The organism is Mycolicibacterium sp. XJ870 (genome assembly GCF_053483975.1).
This window is the reverse complement of the sequence record NZ_JBEFTI010000001.1, coordinates 1062015-1079622: the sequence shown is the minus strand read 5'-3', so window position 1 is coordinate 1079622 and position 17608 is coordinate 1062015. Positions and strand designations below refer to the sequence as shown.

General features: G+C 66.5%; 18 protein-coding genes. 9 read left to right on the top strand and 9 right to left on the bottom strand.

All coding sequences use genetic code 11. The annotated features are described in order from the left end of the window. Both mbtM and mbtN read left to right on the top strand, forming a co-directional pair. Window positions 1–1569 (top strand): long-chain-fatty acid--ACP ligase MbtM, encoded by a 1569-nt coding sequence (gene mbtM / locus ABQF30_RS05455; RefSeq protein ID WP_448463476.1) that lies wholly within the window; start codon window positions 1–3, stop codon window positions 1567–1569. Between the two features lie 17 nt (window positions 1570–1586). Further along, the gene (mbtN, locus tag ABQF30_RS05450) at window positions 1587–2741 is read left to right on the top strand and encodes a mycobactin biosynthesis acyl-ACP dehydrogenase MbtN (protein WP_448463474.1); all 1155 of its coding nucleotides are present in this window, start codon (window positions 1587–1589) and stop codon (window positions 2739–2741) included. Between the two features lie 55 nt (window positions 2742–2796). Here the strand turns inward: mbtN and ABQF30_RS05445 are convergent, their stop codons facing one another. Both ABQF30_RS05445 and ABQF30_RS05440 read right to left on the bottom strand, forming a co-directional pair. Continuing rightward, the gene (locus tag ABQF30_RS05445) at window positions 2797–3411 is read right to left on the bottom strand and encodes a GNAT family N-acetyltransferase (RefSeq protein ID WP_448461735.1); all 615 of its coding nucleotides are present in this window, start codon (window positions 3409–3411) and stop codon (window positions 2797–2799) included. Window positions 3412–3476: 65 nt separating this feature from the next. Further along, window positions 3477–3839: a DUF488 domain-containing protein gene (locus ABQF30_RS05440; protein ID WP_448461733.1), complete on the bottom strand. Its 363-nt coding sequence runs from the start codon at window positions 3837–3839 to the stop codon at window positions 3477–3479. A 19-nt stretch (window positions 3840–3858) separates the two neighbouring features. Here ABQF30_RS05440 and ABQF30_RS05435 point away from each other — a divergent pair, with 19 nt between their 5' ends. Then, window positions 3859–4062, top strand: coding sequence for a hypothetical protein (locus ABQF30_RS05435; protein WP_448461731.1), 204 nt, complete (start codon window positions 3859–3861; stop codon window positions 4060–4062). 58 nt (window positions 4063–4120) lie between these two features. Here the strand turns inward: ABQF30_RS05435 and ABQF30_RS05430 are convergent, their stop codons facing one another. Continuing rightward, entirely contained in the window at window positions 4121–4870 is a 750-nt protein-coding gene (locus ABQF30_RS05430) for an IclR family transcriptional regulator (RefSeq protein WP_448461729.1), read from the bottom strand. Window positions 4871–4993: 123 nt separating this feature from the next. On the opposite strand from ABQF30_RS05430, the gene ABQF30_RS05425 reads away from it, so the two are divergent. Genes ABQF30_RS05425 through ptsP form a run of 4 tightly spaced genes read left to right on the top strand, consistent with a single transcriptional unit; the run spans window position 4994 to window position 9821 of the window. Beyond that, the gene (locus ABQF30_RS05425) at window positions 4994–5755 is read left to right on the top strand and encodes an MIP/aquaporin family protein (RefSeq protein WP_448461727.1); all 762 of its coding nucleotides are present in this window, start codon (window positions 4994–4996) and stop codon (window positions 5753–5755) included. 11 nt (window positions 5756–5766) lie between these two features. Further along, entirely contained in the window at window positions 5767–6765 is a 999-nt protein-coding gene (gene dhaK, locus ABQF30_RS05420) for a dihydroxyacetone kinase subunit DhaK (RefSeq protein WP_448461725.1), read from the top strand. A gap of 3 nt (window positions 6766–6768) precedes the next feature. After that, window positions 6769–7395, top strand: a complete 627-nt coding sequence (gene dhaL, locus ABQF30_RS05415; protein WP_448461723.1) for a dihydroxyacetone kinase subunit DhaL — start codon at window positions 6769–6771, stop codon at window positions 7393–7395. Beyond that, window positions 7392–9821 (top strand): phosphoenolpyruvate--protein phosphotransferase, encoded by a 2430-nt coding sequence (ptsP, locus tag ABQF30_RS05410; RefSeq protein WP_448461721.1) that lies wholly within the window; start codon window positions 7392–7394, stop codon window positions 9819–9821. The genes dhaL and ptsP overlap by 4 nt, the downstream gene beginning before the upstream one ends. On the opposite strand, the gene nagA is transcribed toward ptsP, so the two are convergent. Genes nagA through ABQF30_RS05395 form a run of 3 tightly spaced genes read right to left on the bottom strand, consistent with a single transcriptional unit; the run spans window position 9822 to window position 12224 of the window. Further along, entirely contained in the window at window positions 9822–10967 is a 1146-nt protein-coding gene (gene nagA, locus ABQF30_RS05405; protein ID WP_448461719.1) for an N-acetylglucosamine-6-phosphate deacetylase, read from the bottom strand. After that, window positions 10968–11753, bottom strand: a complete 786-nt coding sequence (nagB, locus tag ABQF30_RS05400) for a glucosamine-6-phosphate deaminase (protein WP_448461717.1) — start codon at window positions 11751–11753, stop codon at window positions 10968–10970. Beyond that, the gene (locus tag ABQF30_RS05395) at window positions 11754–12224 is read right to left on the bottom strand and encodes a PTS sugar transporter subunit IIA (protein WP_448461716.1); all 471 of its coding nucleotides are present in this window, start codon (window positions 12222–12224) and stop codon (window positions 11754–11756) included. 146 nt (window positions 12225–12370) lie between these two features. Between ABQF30_RS05395 and ABQF30_RS05390 the strand changes: the two genes are divergently transcribed. Continuing rightward, window positions 12371–13942 (top strand): PTS transporter subunit EIIC, encoded by a 1572-nt coding sequence (locus ABQF30_RS05390; RefSeq protein WP_448461714.1) that lies wholly within the window; start codon window positions 12371–12373, stop codon window positions 13940–13942. 36 nt (window positions 13943–13978) lie between these two features. Here ABQF30_RS05390 and ABQF30_RS05385 read toward each other — a convergent pair whose 3' ends face one another. From ABQF30_RS05385 to ABQF30_RS05375, 3 genes are all read right to left on the bottom strand, one after another. Further along, window positions 13979–14590, bottom strand: a complete 612-nt coding sequence (locus ABQF30_RS05385) for a hypothetical protein (RefSeq protein ID WP_448461712.1) — start codon at window positions 14588–14590, stop codon at window positions 13979–13981. Between the two features lie 113 nt (window positions 14591–14703). Beyond that, entirely contained in the window at window positions 14704–15867 is a 1164-nt protein-coding gene (locus ABQF30_RS05380; protein WP_448461711.1) for a DUF7802 domain-containing protein, read from the bottom strand. After that, window positions 15860–16801, bottom strand: coding sequence for a metal-dependent hydrolase (locus tag ABQF30_RS05375; protein ID WP_448461709.1), 942 nt, complete (start codon window positions 16799–16801; stop codon window positions 15860–15862). Before ABQF30_RS05375 ends, ABQF30_RS05380 begins: the two co-directional genes overlap by 8 nt. Before the next feature lie 188 nt (window positions 16802–16989). Here ABQF30_RS05375 and ABQF30_RS05370 point away from each other — a divergent pair, with 188 nt between their 5' ends. Next, window positions 16990–17607: a TetR/AcrR family transcriptional regulator gene (locus ABQF30_RS05370; RefSeq protein WP_448461708.1), complete on the top strand. Its 618-nt coding sequence runs from the start codon at window positions 16990–16992 to the stop codon at window positions 17605–17607. Window position 17608: the final 1 nt, after the last annotated feature.

Genomic DNA, 17608 nt, shown 5'->3' with positions numbered 1-17608 from the left:
CTGGCGACAGCGCTGACGAAGTCCCTGACAACCACCAGCGCCGACCTCGTGGTGTTCGACACCGAAACCCGCACCTGGAACCGTCATCCATGGGGACAGGTGTACGCGCGCGCCGAGAATGTCGCCGAGCGGATCGGACAGGACGGCTCCTCGGCTGTAGGCGTGGTCGCTGAACCGACCGTGGAAGCCATCGCGGCCATCATCGGCACGTTGGTGTCCGGTTCGGCCCTCTCGATTCTTCCTGGACCGGTGCGCGGCTCCGACCCCGCCCAGTGGGCGCAGTCGACGCTGAACCGCTTAGCCGGCATCGGAGTCGGGACCGTGTTCAGCCACGGCAGCTACCTCGAACAGTTGCGCGGCGCCGACACTCCACTGGTGATCCACGATGACACCGAGGTGGCGCACGACAAGCGCTCGTCCACACTGCGCCTCGGCGCCGGCGGCGAATTCGCGGTCCTGCAGGGCACCGCGGGATCCACCGGCACCCCGCGCACCGCACAGCTCGGGCCGGCCGCCGTGCTCGCTAACCTCCGCGGGGTCGGAGAGCGAATCAGCTTGTCCCGCAACGATGTCGGATGCTCGTGGCTGCCGCTCTACCACGACATGGGCCTGACCTTCCTCCTCACCGGCGCGATCGGCGGTACCGAGGTGTGGCAGGCGCCGACCACTGCGTTCGCGTCTTCACCGTTCAGTTGGGTGCACTGGCTGACCCAGAGCAAGGCGACCCTGACCGCCGCACCGAACATGGCCTACGGCCTCATCGGCAAGTACACGCGACGGCTCGCCGACGTCGATCTCTCGACGCTGCGGTTCGCGCTCAATGGCGGCGAACCGGTCGACTGTGAGGCCACTGCCCGGTTCGGCACCGAGCTGACCCGCTTCGGCTTCGATCCCGGCGCGCTGTGCCCGTCGTACGGGCTTGCCGAATCATCCTGCGCGGTAACCATTCCAGTTCCCGGTGTCGGTCTGCAGATCGACGAGATCAAGGTCGAGACCTCCTCCGGCGCCAACGTTCAGCAGTTCGCCGTCCTTGGTGAAGCCATCCCGGGGATGGAGATGCGGCTGCGCCCCAGCGAGGACAACGCCGGGATCTCCGACCGCGAGGTGGGCGAGATCGAGATCCACGGAACTTCGATGATGTCGGGATATCGCGGCGAAGCTCCACACAAGAGCGGCGACTGGTTCCCGACCGGCGACCTCGGCTATTTCGTCGATGGCGGACTGGTGATTTGCGGCCGGGCCAAGGAGCTCATCACGGTGGCGGGTCGGAACATCTTCCCCACCGAGATCGAACGAATCGCCGCCCAGGTCAAGGGCGTCCGCGAAGGTGCGGTCGTGGCCGTCGGCACCAATGAGGGGGCCGTGCGGCCCGGACTGGTGATCGCGGCAGAGTTCCGCGGCGCCGACGAGTCCGGGGCTCGCAGTGAAGTGGTGCAAAGAGTCGCGTCCGAATGCGGTGTGGTGCCGTCGGATGTGGTGTTCCTGGCACCTGGTTCCCTACCACGCACCTCCTCGGGCAAGCTCCGGCGACTGGAGGTCAAGCAACATCTGGAGGGCGTCAAGGCATGACCACGACAACACCGGCGATGACGCCGGCCAGTACCACCATCGACGAGTACCGTGACCTGCTCGAGCGGGTGTTCGATGATCAGGTCAAGACGTGGACAGCCGAAGCCGAAGAGACGGAACGGTTTCCGCGCCAGCTCATCGAGCACCTCGGGCGCAATGGCGTGTTCACCGAGAAATGGGGCGACGGTCAGCAGCCCGACGTCGCCAAGCTGATCGAATTGGCGTTCTCCCTGGGCCGGACCGGTTCCGCCGGCATCGGCGTCGGTGTCAGCCTGCATGATTCGGCGATCTCCATCCTGCGCCGCTTCGGCAAGAACGACTACCTGCGCACCATCTGCGAGCAGGCCATCCGCGGGGAGGCAGTGCTGTGCATCGGCGCCTCCGAGGAGTCTGGCGGATCCGATCTGCAGATCGTGGAGACCGAAGTACGTACGGCCCGCGACGGTTTCGCGATCAAGGGCATCAAGAAGTTCGTGTCCCTGTCGCCGATCGCCGACCACATCATGGTGGTGGCGCGCAACGTCGACCATGACCCGACCAGCAGGCACGGCAATGTTGTTGTCATCGCTGTTCCCACCGCGCAGGTCGAGGTGCAGACGCCCTACCGCAAGGTCGGCGCCGGACCACTGGACACCGCCGCGGTGCACATCGACACCTGGGTGCCCGCCGACGCATTGGTCGCGCGGGCCGGCACCGGGTTGGCCGCGATCTCGTGGGGGCTCGCCCACGAGCGGATGTCGATCGCCGGTCAGGTTGCCGCCGGATCCCAGCGCGTCCTCGGAATCACCTTGGCCCGCATGATGAAGCGCCGCCAGTTCGGCCACACCCTCTACGAACATCAGGCGCTGCGGATGCGGATTGCCGATCTGCAGGCCCGGGTGGACCTACTGCGCTACGGGCTTGCCGGGATTGCCGCCGGCGGCAAGCTCGACCTGCGCGCCGCCGCCGCGATCAAGGTGACGGCGGCGCGGCTGGGCGAAGAGGTGCTCTCGGAGTGCATGCACATCTTCGGTGGCTCCGGCTATCTCGTCGACGAGACACCGCTGGGCAAGTGGTGGCGGGACATGAAACTGGCCCGCGTGGGCGGCGGCACCGATGAGGTGCTCTGGGAACTGGTGGCTGCGGCCATGAAACCCGACTACGACGGCTACGCCGAGTTCGGCCAGGACTAACTCTCCTCACCGCGAGCAGCCGACGCGGATACCTCCGCGTCTGCTGGCCGAGGAACTAACCCGGCGTGCGTGACAGCTCGTACAGGGCCATGCGCCGATTGGACATGTCGTGCTCGCCCAAGAACGTGCATCCGGCCCATTCGCACAACCGGCGCGCACCGGTGTTGCGGTGATCGGGGTCGAACATGATGCGACGGCAGTCGGGTTCGAGTTCGAACACGCTTGCCACGATGCGCGGCAACAGGATCGGTGCGATGCCGCGGTTGACGAATCTCAGGTCGGCGATCGCCGCGTGCATGCCGACGTCGTGCGGGTCTGCGGCATAGGTCGGTGCGATCGAATCCTTTGCCGCCCGGTACAACTCCACGTAGCCCGCAGGTTTGCCGCGGAAACTCATGATGAACGGCCGGGAATATTCACCGTCCAGCTGGGCCTGCAGGTAGCGCCGCCAGCGTTCCGGCGGCCAGTCGTATTCCCACGCTTCGACCAGGTGCGGCCGGTTCATCCACTCCGACACCAGCTCTGCGTCGGCGTCCGCGTCGACCAGTCGGATGTCATACGGTTCCGCCAGAACCGGGGTGGGCGGTGCCGCGACAGCACGCACCGCATCGGTTGTCTCCGTCAGCTCGCGCTTGAGAACAGGCTCGAGCGCCTCATCGATCTCGGTCATTTGACCGCCGAGCCTACCGTAGCCAGAGAAGGGTAGGTTTACCTTCCTCCGGATGACCGATGGGCTCAGGTGAGCAGCTTGGCCAACACCGTCAGGTGGCTCAGTTCGATCTCCCGGGTCGCCGTCACCAAGGTGATCGGGCCGTCACGTTGCACCGCCCGCAACTCCTTGAGAGCAGCCACGCCCGCCGGTGTCTCCAGTTCGGCCGTGTAGCGGTCGGCGAATTCGTCGAACCGCTCAGGCTTGTGGCCGTACCAGCGGCGCAGCTCGGTGGACGGGGCGACGTCGGGCATCCAGCGGCCGACCCGCGGATCAGTTTTGCGAAGGCCTCGCGGCCACAACCGGTCGACCAGCACGCGATTGCCTTCGTCGGATTCGGGCTGGTCGTAGACCCGGGCCAACTGCACCCGCGGTTTGGAGACGGCCATCGCGTGCAATCCTATGAGCATGGCGGAAGATCGCGTCGCAGATCTGCAGCGCTGGCAGGACTCCGGTGGCCACTGGCAGGTCATCGCGCGGACCCGGGATGGCCTCACCATCGCGCTGCTGCGCTGCGACGGCGGCGAGGAGGTCGACCGGTTCACTTCCGTCGATCCGCGGCTGCTCGACTTCGTCGGCGCCCGCTCCAGCAGCGAAGATTCCCCAGACTGACGCAATGGCGGCTGCCAGCGGGGCGAAACGACCATTGCGTCGATCTGGGTGGAAGACGTCAGGCCGGGTTCGCCCGCGGCGGCCACGCCGGCGCGCCGAGTTCACGCGAGATGGCGCGGGCAGTATCGCGCAACGCGTCGATCGCGTCTGACTCCAACGGCCACCTGGCCGCCGGAACGACCAGGCTGATCGCCCCGACCGCCTCCGCAGTGGTGTCGAAAACCGCTGCGGCGGCGGAGCATTCGCCCAAGACAGCTTCCTCGGCCTCGGACGCGATACCCGTCGCGCGCACCTGCGTAAGCTCATCGGCCAATGCCGCCGCATCGGTGACCGTCTCACCGGTCATGCTGCGCAATACCGCAGGCCGATAGTCCGACACGAACGCCAGCAGCGCCTTGCCGAGCGCACTTGCGTGAGCCGGTATGACGATTCCGACTTCGGGCATCTGCCGGGTGCCGTCCGGCCGGGGTTCATGGGCGACGACGACGACTTCGTCGAACAGCAGCACCCCGGTGCGCACCGCGCAGCCGGTCCGCCGGGCCAGGCTCTCGGCCCAGATCGTGACGCGGGAGCGCAGCTCGAGAGTGTCGAGGTAGACGTTGCCGAGCCTCAGCGTTGCCGGGCCGAGCCGGTAGCGGCCGGAGTCCAGCTCCTGCTGCACCATGCCGTGGGCAAGCAGCGTGCGCACCAGTCCGTGCACCGTCGAAGGCGCGAGTTCGATCGCCGACGCGATCTCTCCCAGGCTCATCCGGCGCCCGCCCTGCAGCACGGTGAGGATGCGGAGGGCACGATCCACGGCCTGGATCATCGCGGCCTCCTTCTACCTATTCGCCTCTTGTGGTGTCCGAAGCATAAGCGTATGGTCCAGATCACATTCGACATTGTCGAATGCTATCCGATATAGCCGATTACCACTCCGAGGAGAGTGTCAATGGACGAGCCGTCGATTATTCAGAAGTTGGCCGCGGAGGCGTTCGGAACCGCCTTTCTGGTCTTCGTCGGCGTGGGTTCGGTACCCGCGACGATCATCGTCAACGGGGACGCGCCCTTCACGATGGCAGACCTGGGCATGATTTCGTTCGCCTTCGCCACGGTGGTGGTCGCGACCATTTACGCGCTCGGACACATCTCGGGCAATCACATCAACCCCGCCGTCACCCTCGGCCTCGCCGTCACCGGCCAGTTCCCGTGGTCGCGCGTGCCCGCCTACATCGGCGCCCAGGTCCTGGGGGCGGTGGTCGGAGCCGCCGCCATCCTCGGCGTACTGGGCACCGCGGCCCGTGACGCCGGGCTCGGCATCGCCACCTATACCGCTGATGTCAGTGCGGTACAGGCGTTTTTCGCCGAGTTCGTGGGTACGTTCATTCTCGTGTTCACCGTTTTCGGCGTGATACACCGCAAGGCCACCGTGGGATTCGCCGGTGTCGCGATCGGCCTCGTGGTCTTCGCGGCGATCATCCCGGTGGCACCCACCACCGGCGCCTCCATCAATCCGGCGCGCACCTTCGGCCCCATGCTCGTACAGCAGATCGCCGGCGGCTCGGTGTCCTGGAGTCAGCTCCCGGTGTACCTGAGCGCCGAACTGCTGGCCGGCGTGCTGGCCGCGCTCGCCTACGTCGCCATCTCCCGTACTCGCGCCGACACCCCGCCGGCCCGTACCGCCGTACCCGCCCAGACCACCACCGCAGCCTGAGGAAGCCCCACATGAAGAAGCTCATCAACGACCCCGCCGATGTGATCAGTGAAGCGTTGCGCGGCATGGCCGTTGCGCACCCGGAACTGCGTGTCGACCAGACCAACCGCATCATCTACCGCGCGGACGCGCCGGTGGCCGGCAAGGTCGGCCTGATCTCCGGCGGCGGATCGGGGCACGAACCCTTACACGGCGGATTCGTCGGCGCCGGCATGCTCGACGCCGCATGCGCCGGTGAGGTTTTCACCTCGCCGGTGCCCGACCAGATGCTGGAGGCCACCAAGAATGTCGACAGCGGAGCCGGGGTGCTGCACATCGTGAAGAACTACACCGGCGACGTGATGAACTTCGAGATGGCCGCGGAACTTGCTGCGGCTGAGGGCGTCACCGTTGAGTCGGTGATTGTCGACGACGACGTCGCGGTCCAGGACAGCACGTTCACGGCCGGGCGGCGCGGCGTGGGCGCCACCGTCCTGGTCGAGAAGATCGCCGGTGCGGCGGCCGACCAGGGCCGGTCACTGACCGAGGTCGCCGACGTGGCACGACGCGTCAACGCCGCCGCCCGCAGCATGGGGGTCGCCCTGACGTCGTGCACAGTGCCCGCCGTCGGTCATCCCACCTTCGACCTCCCCGACACCGAGATCGAAGTCGGTATCGGCATTCACGGCGAGCCCGGCCGCCAGCGGGTTCCGATGCAGCCGGCCCGCGCAGTGGCCGAACTCCTCGCCGAGCCGATCCTGGCCGACCTCGACTTCACCGGCGATGACGGGGTGATCCTGTTCGTCAACAGCATGGGCGCCACGCCACTGATCGAGTTGTACGTCATGTACTCGGAATTCGCGGCGATTCTGGACAAGGCCGGGGTGCGGATCGCCCGCTCCCTGGTGGGTCCCTACATCACGAGCTTGGACATGGCGGGCTGCTCGGTGACCCTGCTGCGCGCCGACGACGACGTGATCCGGTTGTGGGACCACCCGGTCAATACGCCCGCGCTGCGGAGGGGATGCTGAATTATGGACCTGACACAACTCACCGCCTGGATTCGCGAGTACGCCCGGGTGATCGGCGAAAACGCCCAGCATCTCAGTGATCTGGATGCCGCGATCGGTGATGCCGACCACGGCATCAACATGGACCGCGGCATGAGCGCGGTCGTCGCGGCGCTCGACGAGTCCACCCCTGGTGACATGGCCGGCCTGTGTAAGCAGGTGGGTATGACGCTGGTGAAGTCGGTCGGCGGCGCCAGCGGTCCGCTGTACGGCACGTTCTTCCTGCGAATGGCGCCCGCGCTGGGATCCGGTGACGCCGCGAGCGCAACCGACTTCGCCAAGGCGTTACGTGCCGGGGTGGACGGCGTGGTGCAACGCGGCCGCGCCGAGGCCGGAGACAAGACCATGTTCGACGCATTGGCGCCGGCCCTCGACGCGCTGGACACCGCGCTGTCCTCCGACGCGGACCTGGCGGCCGGTCTGGCCGCAGCCACGACTGCCGCCGAAAAAGGCAGGGATGCCACCGAATCGATGCTCGCCCGCAAAGGACGCGCCAGTTATCTGGGGCAGCGCAGCGTCGGGCACATCGATCCGGGTGCGACGTCAGCGGCACTCTTGATTGCCGCAGCGGCAACGGTGGTGCGCACGTGACCGTCGGCCTTGTCGTCGTTTCCCACAGCCGTCCGCTGGCCCGAGCCGCGGTGGCGCTCGCCCAGGAGATGTTGCACGGCAAACAGATTCGTATCGGTATCGCAGCTGGGCTGGACGAGGCCACGTTCGGCACCGACGCCGCAGAAATCCTCGACGCCGTCACCGCCGCCGATTCGGGTGACGGCGTGGTGGTGTTGATGGACCTGGGCAGCGCGGTGCTCTCGGCCGAGCTCGCACTGGAACTGCTCGACGACGAAACCCGCACGCGTACCGTGCTGTGTCCCGCTCCGCTGGTGGAGGGCCTGGTGGTGGCCGCGGTGGCGGCGGCAGGTGGAGCGCCGACCGACGAGGTCGCCGCCGAGGCATCCGGTGCCCTTGCCGGCAAGGTCGCCCATCTCGGTTCGACGGAACAGGCTCCGGCATCCGAAATGGAGCCGGGTTCCGACGAACTCGCGGGCAGCTTCGTCGTCGCCAATCCGCACGGGCTGCACGCCCGGCCCGCCGCACGACTGGTGGGCGAGGTCCGACGCCGGGATGCTCGCGTCCGGATCCGCAACCGCCGCACCGATTCACCGTGGACCGACGCCGCCAGCCTGTCCAAGATCGCCACCCTCGGCGTGCGCTGCGGCGACGAGGTCGAGGTACGGGTATCGGGCAGTCAGGCGGCCGAAGCCCTCGAGCACATCGTCGCCCTGGCTGCCCGCAACTTCGACGAGTCCATGACCGAGGTACCGCCCGATCCGGTGCCCGTCACATCGCACGCACCGATCGGTGCCGGACCCGGTCTCGGTATGGGACCGGCACATTCGGCAAGCCATGGCACCATTGCGATACCGGACACCCCGGCCGAAGATGCGGTCGCCGAATGGCGCAAACTCGGCACGGCAATCGCCGAGGTGCGGCGTGCCATCACCGCGCTGCGGGCCAGGACCGCCCGCGACGTCGGCGAAACCGAGGCGTCGATCTTCGACGCACACCAGCTACTGCTCGACGACGATGCACTGCTCGGCGCCGCGAAAGCACGAATTGACCAGGGCGCCAACGCGGCAGCGGCGTGGGCGGCTGCGGTGTCCGGTCTGACCGCGGAGTTCGAGGCGCTGCCGGACCCGTATCTGCAGGCCAGGGCCGAGGATGTCAGGGCGGTCGGCGATCAGGTGCTGCGCGCCATGCTGGGCAGCACCGGCGGCTCGGAGGCCGCCAGCGGCGTGCTCGTGGCGGCCGACCTCACCCCCGCCGAGGCCGCTGAACTCGACCCGCAGCGGGTGGCCGCGGTACTGCTGGCCTTCGGAAGCCCGCACGCCCACAATGTGATCCTGCTGCGCGCCAAGGGTATTCCCGTGGTTGTCGGCGCCGGCCCGGCCGTGCTGGCAATCCCGGACGGCACGACCGTCGCCGTCGACGGAAACCGGGGCGTATTCATCGTCGACCCATCCGCCGACGTCCGAACGGATTTCGAAACCAGGATCGCGGTGTCAGCGCAGCGCCGGCGCGAAGCTCGCAAGCGGGCAACCGAACCGGCCGTCACTCGCGACGGCGTCACCATCGGCGTCGGCGCCAACATCGCCTCCGTCGACGACGCGCGGACCGCCGCATCACAGGGTGCTGACTTCGCCGGCTTGATCCGGACCGAGTTTCTGTTCATGGGCCGTCTGCAGGCGCCCGACGTCGACGAGCAGCTCGCCGTTTACCGCAAGATCGCTGAATCACTTGACGGAAAGCGCATCACAGTGCGAACTCTCGATGTGGGCGGCGACAAGCCGTTGGAGTTCCTGCCCACCCCGGCCGAACTGAACCCCTACCTGGGGGTGCGCGGCATCCGGTTGTCGTTGGCACACCCCGAGCTGTTGAGAGACCAACTGCTCGCGGTGGCCCGGCTCGCACACCATACGCCAGTGAGCGTGATGTTCCCGATGATCAGCACGCTCGACGAGTTGTTCGCCGCACGCCGACTGCTCGATGAGGCGATCGGACGTGCCGGGCCCCGGCCGCCGACCGGGCTGCAGGTGGGCATGATGGTCGAAGTGCCTGCCGCGGCATTGAAGTCAGCGGCCTTCGCCCGTCATGTCGACTTCCTGTCCATCGGCACCAACGACCTGACCCAGTACGCACTGGCCGCCGACCGCAACAACGAAGCCGTAGCCACCATCGGTGACACCTTCGATCCCGGTCTGCTGCACCTGATCGCGGCCACCTGCCGCGGTGCGGCCGGGCAGGCCTCGGTCTCGGTGTGCGGGGAGTTCGCCGCCGACGAGCGTGCCGCCGCGCTCCTCATCGGGTTGGGGGTCAACGCGTTGAGTGTCACTCCCCCAGCGATTCCCGCGACCAAGGAGGCCGTGCGGGCCGTCGACCGGCGGCGGGCCGCGCAGGTGGCCGAGGTCGCGCTGTCCGCAGACGGTGCCGCGGAGGTGCGCGAACAGCTCGGATGATCAGGTCGCCGGGCGCACGATCCAATCTCCACGCCGCAACACCCCCGCCACGGCGAGATCGGCGTCGAGCACCACCAGGTCGGCCGCCGCCCCGGGCATGAGCTCTCCACCGGGCAACCCCAACGCCCGCGCGGGGTTGATCGAGGCCTGGCGCACCGCCAGCATCAGCGCCTCATCTCGCGGGAGACCGCAGTGGGATACGGCGAATCTGAACACTCGGTCCATCGTCGCGGTGCCGCCTGCGATGGTGTCCGTGCCGGCGACTCGTGCGACACCGGCCACGACGTCCACCGCCAGTGGGCCCAGGTGATACGACCCGTCGGACATGCCCGTGGCGGCCATGGCGTCGGTGATCAGCGACACCCGTTGTGCTCCAACGCTTTGCGTGACATGCCGGTAGATCGCCGGGTCGACGTGCACGCCGTCGGCGATGAGTTCGACAGTCACCCGCCGATCCTCCATGAGTGCGATGACCGGCCCGGGCTCACGGCGGTCGATCGGACGCATCGCGTTGAACAGGTGGGTGCCGACCGTTGCGCCTGCCGCGATCGCTCGCAGTGTCTGTTCGTAGGTCGCCTCGGTGTGGCCGACGGCTGCCACCACACCGGCGGCGGCAATCTGTCCGATCGCAGCCAAAGCGCCTTCGCGTTCAGGCGCGATGGTGACCATGCGGATGGTCCCGGCACCCGCGTCGAGCACGCGCTCGACCTCGTCCGGGTCCGGGTCGCGCATGAGCGAGGGTTGGTGCGCTCCGCAGCGTTTGGTGGACAGCCACGGACCTTCCAGGTGGATTCCGTCGATCAGTCCGGCACCGACGTCGTCGGCCAAACCGGTGACCTGACGCAGCAACTCGGCCGGCCCGGCTGTCACCAGCGAGGCGATCAGTGTGGTCGTGCCGCGACCACGGTGCAGCGCCGCCGCGATCGAGGTGTCGGCGGTCGATGCGGTCGAGAAGTTGGCCCCTCCGCCGCCGTGCGTGTGGGTGTCGACGAAGCCCGGCACCACCGTCACCGCGCCGAGGTCGTGATCAGCGGTCCGGGGCGGTGGCCCCGCACCGATTCCGGCCACCGTCCCTGACGAGACGTCGATCCACCCGGGCCGCAACAGTTCTGCGCCCGTCAGCACGGTGTCGGCCGTCAGCAGCACTCAGATGCCCTGCCATTCCGGTTTGGAGCGGTAGGTCTCGCGGTAGTAGTCGACGAGCTGCAGACGTTGCGCCGCAGCGTCGTCGAGCAGCACCGTCACATGGGGGTGATGCTGCAGGACGGTCGCCGGCCACATGGCGCTCACCGCGCCCTCGACCAGGTGGTGCACGGCTTCGGCCTTGCTGCGGCCGGTCGCCACCAGGACCAGATGTCGGGCCGCCATGATGGTCGCCAAGCCCTGAGTCAGGCAATGGGTCGGCACCGCGTCGAGATCGCCGTCGAAGAATCGGGCGTTGTCGATCCGGGTTTGCCTGGTCAGCGTCTTGATGCGGGTACGCGATGCCAGCGAGGACCCGGGCTCATTGAATGCGATGTGGCCGTCGGTGCCGATCCCGAGAATCTGCAGATCGACACCACCCGCCTCGCGAATGGCGTTCTCATAGGCCGCGCAGGCGGCCGGAATGTCTTCGGCCAGGCCGTCGGGGCCCTGGACCGCGCCGGGGGCGAAGTCGACGCGCGAGACGAACACGGCGTCGATGACGTTGCGGTACCGCTCGGGATGGTCGGCAGGCAGACCGACATACTCGTCGAGCGTGAACCCGCGGGCCTGCCGGAATGAGATCCGCCCGGCGTCGCAGCGCGAGGCGAGCTCGTCGTAGATCACCACCGGCGAGGATCCGGTGGCCAGGCCAAGGACCGCGCCCGGTTTGTGGCGCAGCAGCGCGCCGATCGCGTCGGCGGCGAGGGCACCGATCTGCTTGGCGTCGGCCAGGATGACAACTTCCATCTACTTGTTCACGATGAAAAGGTCGGCGCCCGAGTCGATATCCGCACCTGCCGTCACGGCCTCGGACGCAATCACGTTGGCGGATTCCCGCTCGTCCATCACCACCACGGGAACAACGGGGTTGAGGCCCTTCGCCTCGATCGCGGGAACGTCATAGGTGATGACGACCTGACCGGCGGTGACCTCGTCACCCTGGCTGACATGCGTGGTGAAGCCCGCGCCGTTCAGCTGGACGGTGTCCAGTCCGAGGTGGACGAGCACCCCGACATTGTCCGGAGTCATCACCACATAGGCGTGCGGCATCAGTTTCAGGATCTTGCCGCTGACCGGGGCGACGGCGTCGATCACCCCGCGCGGCGGGTCCACGGCAGCTCCATAACCCACCATGCCCGCCGAGAAGACCGGGTCCGGAACATCCTGGAGCGCAACGGCCCGGCCGCTGACCGGGGCGAGTACTCGAGTCTTGCTCACTGTCGTGACTCCTTTGCTCGTGCACCAACAATACGAGCGTGGTTGACCGATGGACTCGAGTTCGCCTCTACTGCCAGATTCTCGTCTAAGCTTCCGCACAGCTCCGGCGGTGGGTCGCGTCGCGCGGCCAGAAGGGCGATGAGGCAATGAGCGGTAAGACGAAACCCGAAGGTGCACAGCCTAAGTCGAGGCTGAACATTCCCGGGTTCGCCCAGTTGCAGCGGCTCGGCAAGAGCCTCATGCTGCCGATCGCGGTGCTGCCCGCGGCGGGCATCCTGCTGCGGTTGGGCCAGCCAGACCTGCTGGGCCGGATCGACGCCCCGGTCATCGGGGCGTTCTTCAAAGCGATGAGCGCGGCGGGCGACGCGGTTTTCGCCAACCTTCCGCTGCTGTTCGCGGTTGGTGTGGCGATCGGGTTCGCGCGTAAAGCCGACGGTTCCACCGCACTGGCCGCGGTGGTCGGCTATCTGGTGGTCGAGGCGGTGTTCAAGACGATGTCGCCGATCGTGCTCGCCGGGGAGGTGGACAAGAACGGCGATCAGGCTCTGATCAACTACAGCGTGTTCGCCGGCATCGTGGTCGGCCTGCTCACGGCTTGGTTGTTCGACCGCTATCACACGATCCAATTGCCGTCCTATCTCGGCTTCTTCGGAGGCCGCCGGTTCGTGCCGATCGTGGTGTCGCTGGCGTCGCTGTTCCTCGCGTTCGCGATGAGCTACTTCTATCCGATCTTCGATGCCGGGCTGACCAGTCTGGGCCAGTTCATCGGCGGGGCAGGTGCATTCGGCGCCTTCGTGTACGGGTTCGCCAACCGCATGCTCATCCCGTTCGGTCTGCACCACATCCCGAACTCATATGTGTGGTTCCTCTACGGCGACTACCAGACCCCCGACGGGACGGTAGCCACCGGTGAGCTCACCCGGTTCGCTGCCGGCGATCCGACCGCGGGCATCCTCACCTCGGGCTTCTACCCGATCCTGATGTTCGGGTTGCCCGCCGCGGCGCTGGCCATGATCCACGTCGCCAACAAAAAGCAGCGCAAGCTCGCGGTCGGCATCCTGTCGGCGGCGGCGCTAACCGCGTTCCTCACCGGCGTGACCGAGCCGCTGGAGTTCGCGTTCATGTTCGTCGCGTTCCCGCTCTACGTGATTCACGCGGTCCTGACCGGGTTGTCTCTGGCGATCGCCTACCTGCTCGACATCCACCTCGGCTTCTCATTCTCCGCGGGGCTCATCGACCTGCTGCTCTACGGCACCGCACCCGCCGCGAAGAACATTCCGCTGCTCATCGCCATGGGTGTGGCGTTTTCCGTCGTCTACTACGTGCTGTTCCGGTTTGCGATCACGAGGTGGAACATGCGCACACCCGGCCGGGAACCCGAATCCGAGTTCGAGGCCGACGAAGCCGCGAACCTCGGCGAAGGCGGCGATTCAGCCACGGCCGTCGCTACCGGCGGCACCGCCACGCTGGCTGCCCCCGCCCGCGCGGACACGCAAGCCGAACACATCATCGCCGCATTCGGCGGCCGGGAGAACCTGGTGAATGTCGACGCTTGCATCACCCGCCTGCGCATGGAGGTCGCCGACAAGGACAAGGTCGATCAGGACCGGCTCAAGGCCCTCGGCGCCGCGGGCGTCATCGAGGTCGGCAACAGCGTGCAAGCCATCTTCGGGACGAATTCCGAGGCGATCAAGAACGCGATCATCGACAGCTTGTAGTCGACATCTGAGGCGGGCGGGTGGCTGCCGTGCTGGTCACGCCGGCGCCTCCTTCGGCGAATGCTTGCCGGTCTGCTGTGGTGAATGCTTGCCGGCCTCATGATCGGTCTGACCGGTCCCGAGCAATTGCTCGAACAGCGCGCGGTAGTGCACGAACGCCTCACGTTGCGCTTCGGTGCCGATGTCACCCTGCTCTTGCGCGAGATGAAGGATGTGCGCGGCCCGGTAGTGCTCGACCACCTTGGGGTGATCTACCGAGATGTCTGCCGCACGCTGCTCGAAATCATCTACCGGATAACCGCGTTCACGCATTACCTCGGTGACCAGTCGATCGGCCTCGCTGACCGCCCTGGTCGGATTGTCGACGAACCCGGCCTGGGTGGCGCTCCACGCCTTGGTGTATTGCGCCCGCGATTCCGGTGTCAACTCACTGATGTCGAGCTTGTGCCGCTTCCGTTCGCGCCCAATCAGTTCCTTCTCCGCAGCACGCTGACCACCGGCTGTGTCAACGGCCCGCTCGTACTCCGGTCCGAACTGGCTCTTCAGCCGTTCGCTGCGCTTGTGACGCATCATCGATGCGACCACAACCACCGCCAGCACGATGAACACAGCGACTACTGCAATGACGATCCAACTCCATGTAGGCATTTCCCAACCTCCTCGCAGGGAGGAGTACCCGTGGGCTGCCTGCACAAACGTCAATTTCCCTTGCGAGCAGCGCGGAGCTGGTCAGAGCCGCGAGGCGGGAAAGCGCGGTCTGCCTACCCCTGCGGTTCAGCCCCGCTGGGTGCGAGCACGTCGGACTGTCGCGGCGCGACGGGCCTGACCGTTGCGGCCGCGGCGATGGACAACGCTGCGATCACCAGGCAGACCACGGTGTACCAGAGGCTGCCGATCGGGTCACCGTTGGCGGTGACGCCGTCGGCCGCGCCGAAGTAGGCCGGCAAGGCGGTCACCCACAGCACTGTCATGACGGCCAGGTACACCGCGGCATAGCCAAGGATGACGGTATTGGTGTGGTTTCCGACGGCGCTCGGTTCGCTACGACGAACGCTCACCCATTGCCGGATAAGCACCGGAATCGCGACGATGCAGAGGATGACGAGTTCGGCGGCGTAGATGAGACCCGCGACCGCGGTGCTACCGGAGATCATGCCTCCGACAGTGGCGGGCAGGGGAAGCACCGCCGTGCCGATCGAGGCCAGCACTCCGACCACGATCGTGCGCCACACAAGCTCGACCCCGGAGAAGTCCCGACCCTCGTCGACGTGCCTGCCGACGAACAGTTGCACGCAGAACGCCAGCGACATCGGCCACAGCGCAGCGAACACCACGACACTGGGGAGTGGCACCGAGTCGAAGAAGGGCTGATTCATCGGATGGTCCAAAGTCCATTCCCACCAACGCAACTGCGGGCCGAGATGGTCGAAGATCTCATAGAACGCATGATGGACGAATCCGACGCAGATCGCCCCGACCAGGACACCATATCGGCGGAAAACGCCGAGCCTGCGGACGATTTCGAACGCCACCGTCGCCATCATCGGATAGATCGCGACGATGTAGAGCGGCAACCGGCCCCACAGGAAGTCCACGGTGAACACGTTGTGAGCGAACATCGTGTCGACGTGCTCACTGATCCCGAACGGCCCCGGGAAGTACAGCGGCGGCTCGATGATCAGCAGATAGGCGATGGCGCCGAACCACAGCACGAGGTTGGTCGGATCGTTGTGGCGACGCAGGCGCACAATCGCGTACACCAGTGCCAGCACCGCGCCGACGATCACCGTGATCTCCAGGACCGGCAACGTCCAGTTCTCCAGGCCGAACGGATTACGGAACTCGATGAGGCCACCAGCGGTCTCGCACGAAAAGCCCAACCGTGCCGCAAGATCCGCGAACGTCGGCGTACACAGATCAGACATCTGCGGCCCCTCTCACCAAGGTATCGGCTGTGTACCACTGGGTGACGTCGTAGCCGGCCTCATAGCGGGCGAACCACTCGTCGGCCAGCGCCGGCAGCTTCTCGTGCTCGGGATTATGGCCCGGAATCTGGCTGCGCACAACGCCGGTCAGCGCGGTGATCTGCTCTCGAACGGGAAGATGGCTGAACGCGTTCGCAAACGGTCCGTCGTCGCGCACGTGAAAGAACGGAAGGCGTTGCATCAGCGCCTTTTTCTTCGCCTGCATGCCGAACATCGACAAGGCGTCGATCTGGCGCTCGGCCAGCGGCACGTGCTTGTTGAAACCCTCGCAGGCAATTCGCAGCACACCCCAGACGTGCTTGAAGATCGACGGCGCCACGCGCATGCGGTACCAGGGGTCGTCGACCACCGCGTCGTAGATGATCAATGCCGAGCTGCGGTGCTCGACCTCCTCGACGAAATGCCACAGGAACAGCGAGGCCACCCTATCGTCGCCCGGCGCGAACAACGTGTCGTCATGGTCGAGCATCAGCTTGAACACCGGAGTGAACGTCGCCTCCAGATCGGCGGTGTAGGCCAATCGGTACTTCAACGGAGTGCTGGCTGTCAGCTCGTCGAACGCGGCCATCACCTCGTCGAGGGTCTCCTTGAGAGCCGGGTAGCTCTTGATCAGGCCCTTCGCGTGCTGGCGGTGAGCCATGGAGTGCTGGCCCTCCTGCCGCACGAACGCCTGTGCCTCCTCGGCGATCTCGGGATCGGTGATCAATGGCATGGCCTCGGGGATCATCTGGCCGATCATCTTCTCGAACGCGATCGCCAGGAACGAAACTGCGTTGGCCATGCTCGAGAATGCGGGATTGGTCTCGTTCCACAGGAAGGGAACGTGATGATCCGCGAACGCGAACCGCATCTTGCGCACTATCAGGTCCGTCATGAGGACACCTCGCTACTCGGGCGGCAATCCGCATCCCGGCCGCCTTTAAACATACGATAAGACATCACACTGTGTGTCTGTATGATTACAGCAACCGCTGTGAAAGGTCAACGACTCGGACGTCGGCCCACGCCGGTCCAGCGCGCGGCGATATCCTGCAGCAATGTCGTCGGCCAAAGAGTTCACCGGTGGCGCGTAGACGCGGGTGGGACGGCGACCCACCCAGCAATGACGAGGAAGCCGCGCGCCGGATCGTCGCCACCGCGGTCAACCTGATCGCCCAGTCGGGAACCGACGTCAGCATCGCCGAGGTCGCGGCCGAACTCGGTGTGATCCGACAGACGGTTTACCGGTACTTCCCGACCGCGGAGGCACTGATGCGCGCGGCCGCACTCGCCTCAGTCGACGGGTTCCTCGACCGGCTCGCCGAGACGGTACAGGGAATCACCGATCCTGCCGAAGCGATGACCGAGGGCGTGCTGTTCACGCTGGAGGAAATCGTGCGCACACCCCACCTCGGCATCATGCTCTCCGAGCCATATCTGCACGCCCACTCCGGAACCCTGGCATCCGATGAGGCGCAAGCCTTCGGAAGGCGCATGCTCAAACGGTTCGACGTCGACTGGGACAAGTACGGTTACGACGAGCCGGCACAGCGTGAACTGGTCGAGTTCACCCTGCGGACGATGTTGTCGTTCTTCGTCGCCCCCAACGAACCGACCAGAAGCCGAGATGAGTTGCGGCGCTTCATCAGACGCTGGCTCGGCGGTGCGATCCTGGCCCAGCCCCGCGGCCGCCCGAGCTGAG

Excerpts from the sequence above, each read along its gene's own strand:
- ABQF30_RS05425 (WP_448461727.1), top strand. The coding sequence starts at position 4,994 with ATGGACGAGCCGTCGATTATTCAGAAGTTGGCCGCGGAGGCGTTCGGA.
- ABQF30_RS05440 (WP_448461733.1), bottom strand. The coding sequence starts at position 3,839 with ATGGCCGTCTCCAAACCGCGGGTGCAGTTGGCCCGGGTCTACGACCAG.
- ABQF30_RS05390 (WP_448461714.1), top strand. The coding sequence starts at position 12,371 with ATGAGCGGTAAGACGAAACCCGAAGGTGCACAGCCTAAGTCGAGGCTG.
- ABQF30_RS05430 (WP_448461729.1), bottom strand. The coding sequence starts at position 4,870 with ATGATCCAGGCCGTGGATCGTGCCCTCCGCATCCTCACCGTGCTGCAG.
- mbtN (WP_448463474.1), top strand. The coding sequence starts at position 1,587 with ATGACGCCGGCCAGTACCACCATCGACGAGTACCGTGACCTGCTCGAG.
- nagB (WP_448461717.1), bottom strand. The coding sequence starts at position 11,753 with ATGGAAGTTGTCATCCTGGCCGACGCCAAGCAGATCGGTGCCCTCGCC.
- ABQF30_RS05375 (WP_448461709.1), bottom strand. The coding sequence starts at position 16,801 with ATGACGGACCTGATAGTGCGCAAGATGCGGTTCGCGTTCGCGGATCAT.
- dhaK (WP_448461725.1), top strand. The coding sequence starts at position 5,767 with ATGAAGAAGCTCATCAACGACCCCGCCGATGTGATCAGTGAAGCGTTG.
- ABQF30_RS05380 (WP_448461711.1), bottom strand. The coding sequence starts at position 15,867 with ATGTCTGATCTGTGTACGCCGACGTTCGCGGATCTTGCGGCACGGTTG.
- ABQF30_RS05385 (WP_448461712.1), bottom strand. The coding sequence starts at position 14,590 with ATGCCTACATGGAGTTGGATCGTCATTGCAGTAGTCGCTGTGTTCATC.
- dhaL (WP_448461723.1), top strand. The coding sequence starts at position 6,769 with ATGGACCTGACACAACTCACCGCCTGGATTCGCGAGTACGCCCGGGTG.
- ABQF30_RS05435 (WP_448461731.1), top strand. The coding sequence starts at position 3,859 with ATGGCGGAAGATCGCGTCGCAGATCTGCAGCGCTGGCAGGACTCCGGT.
- ABQF30_RS05445 (WP_448461735.1), bottom strand. The coding sequence starts at position 3,411 with ATGACCGAGATCGATGAGGCGCTCGAGCCTGTTCTCAAGCGCGAGCTG.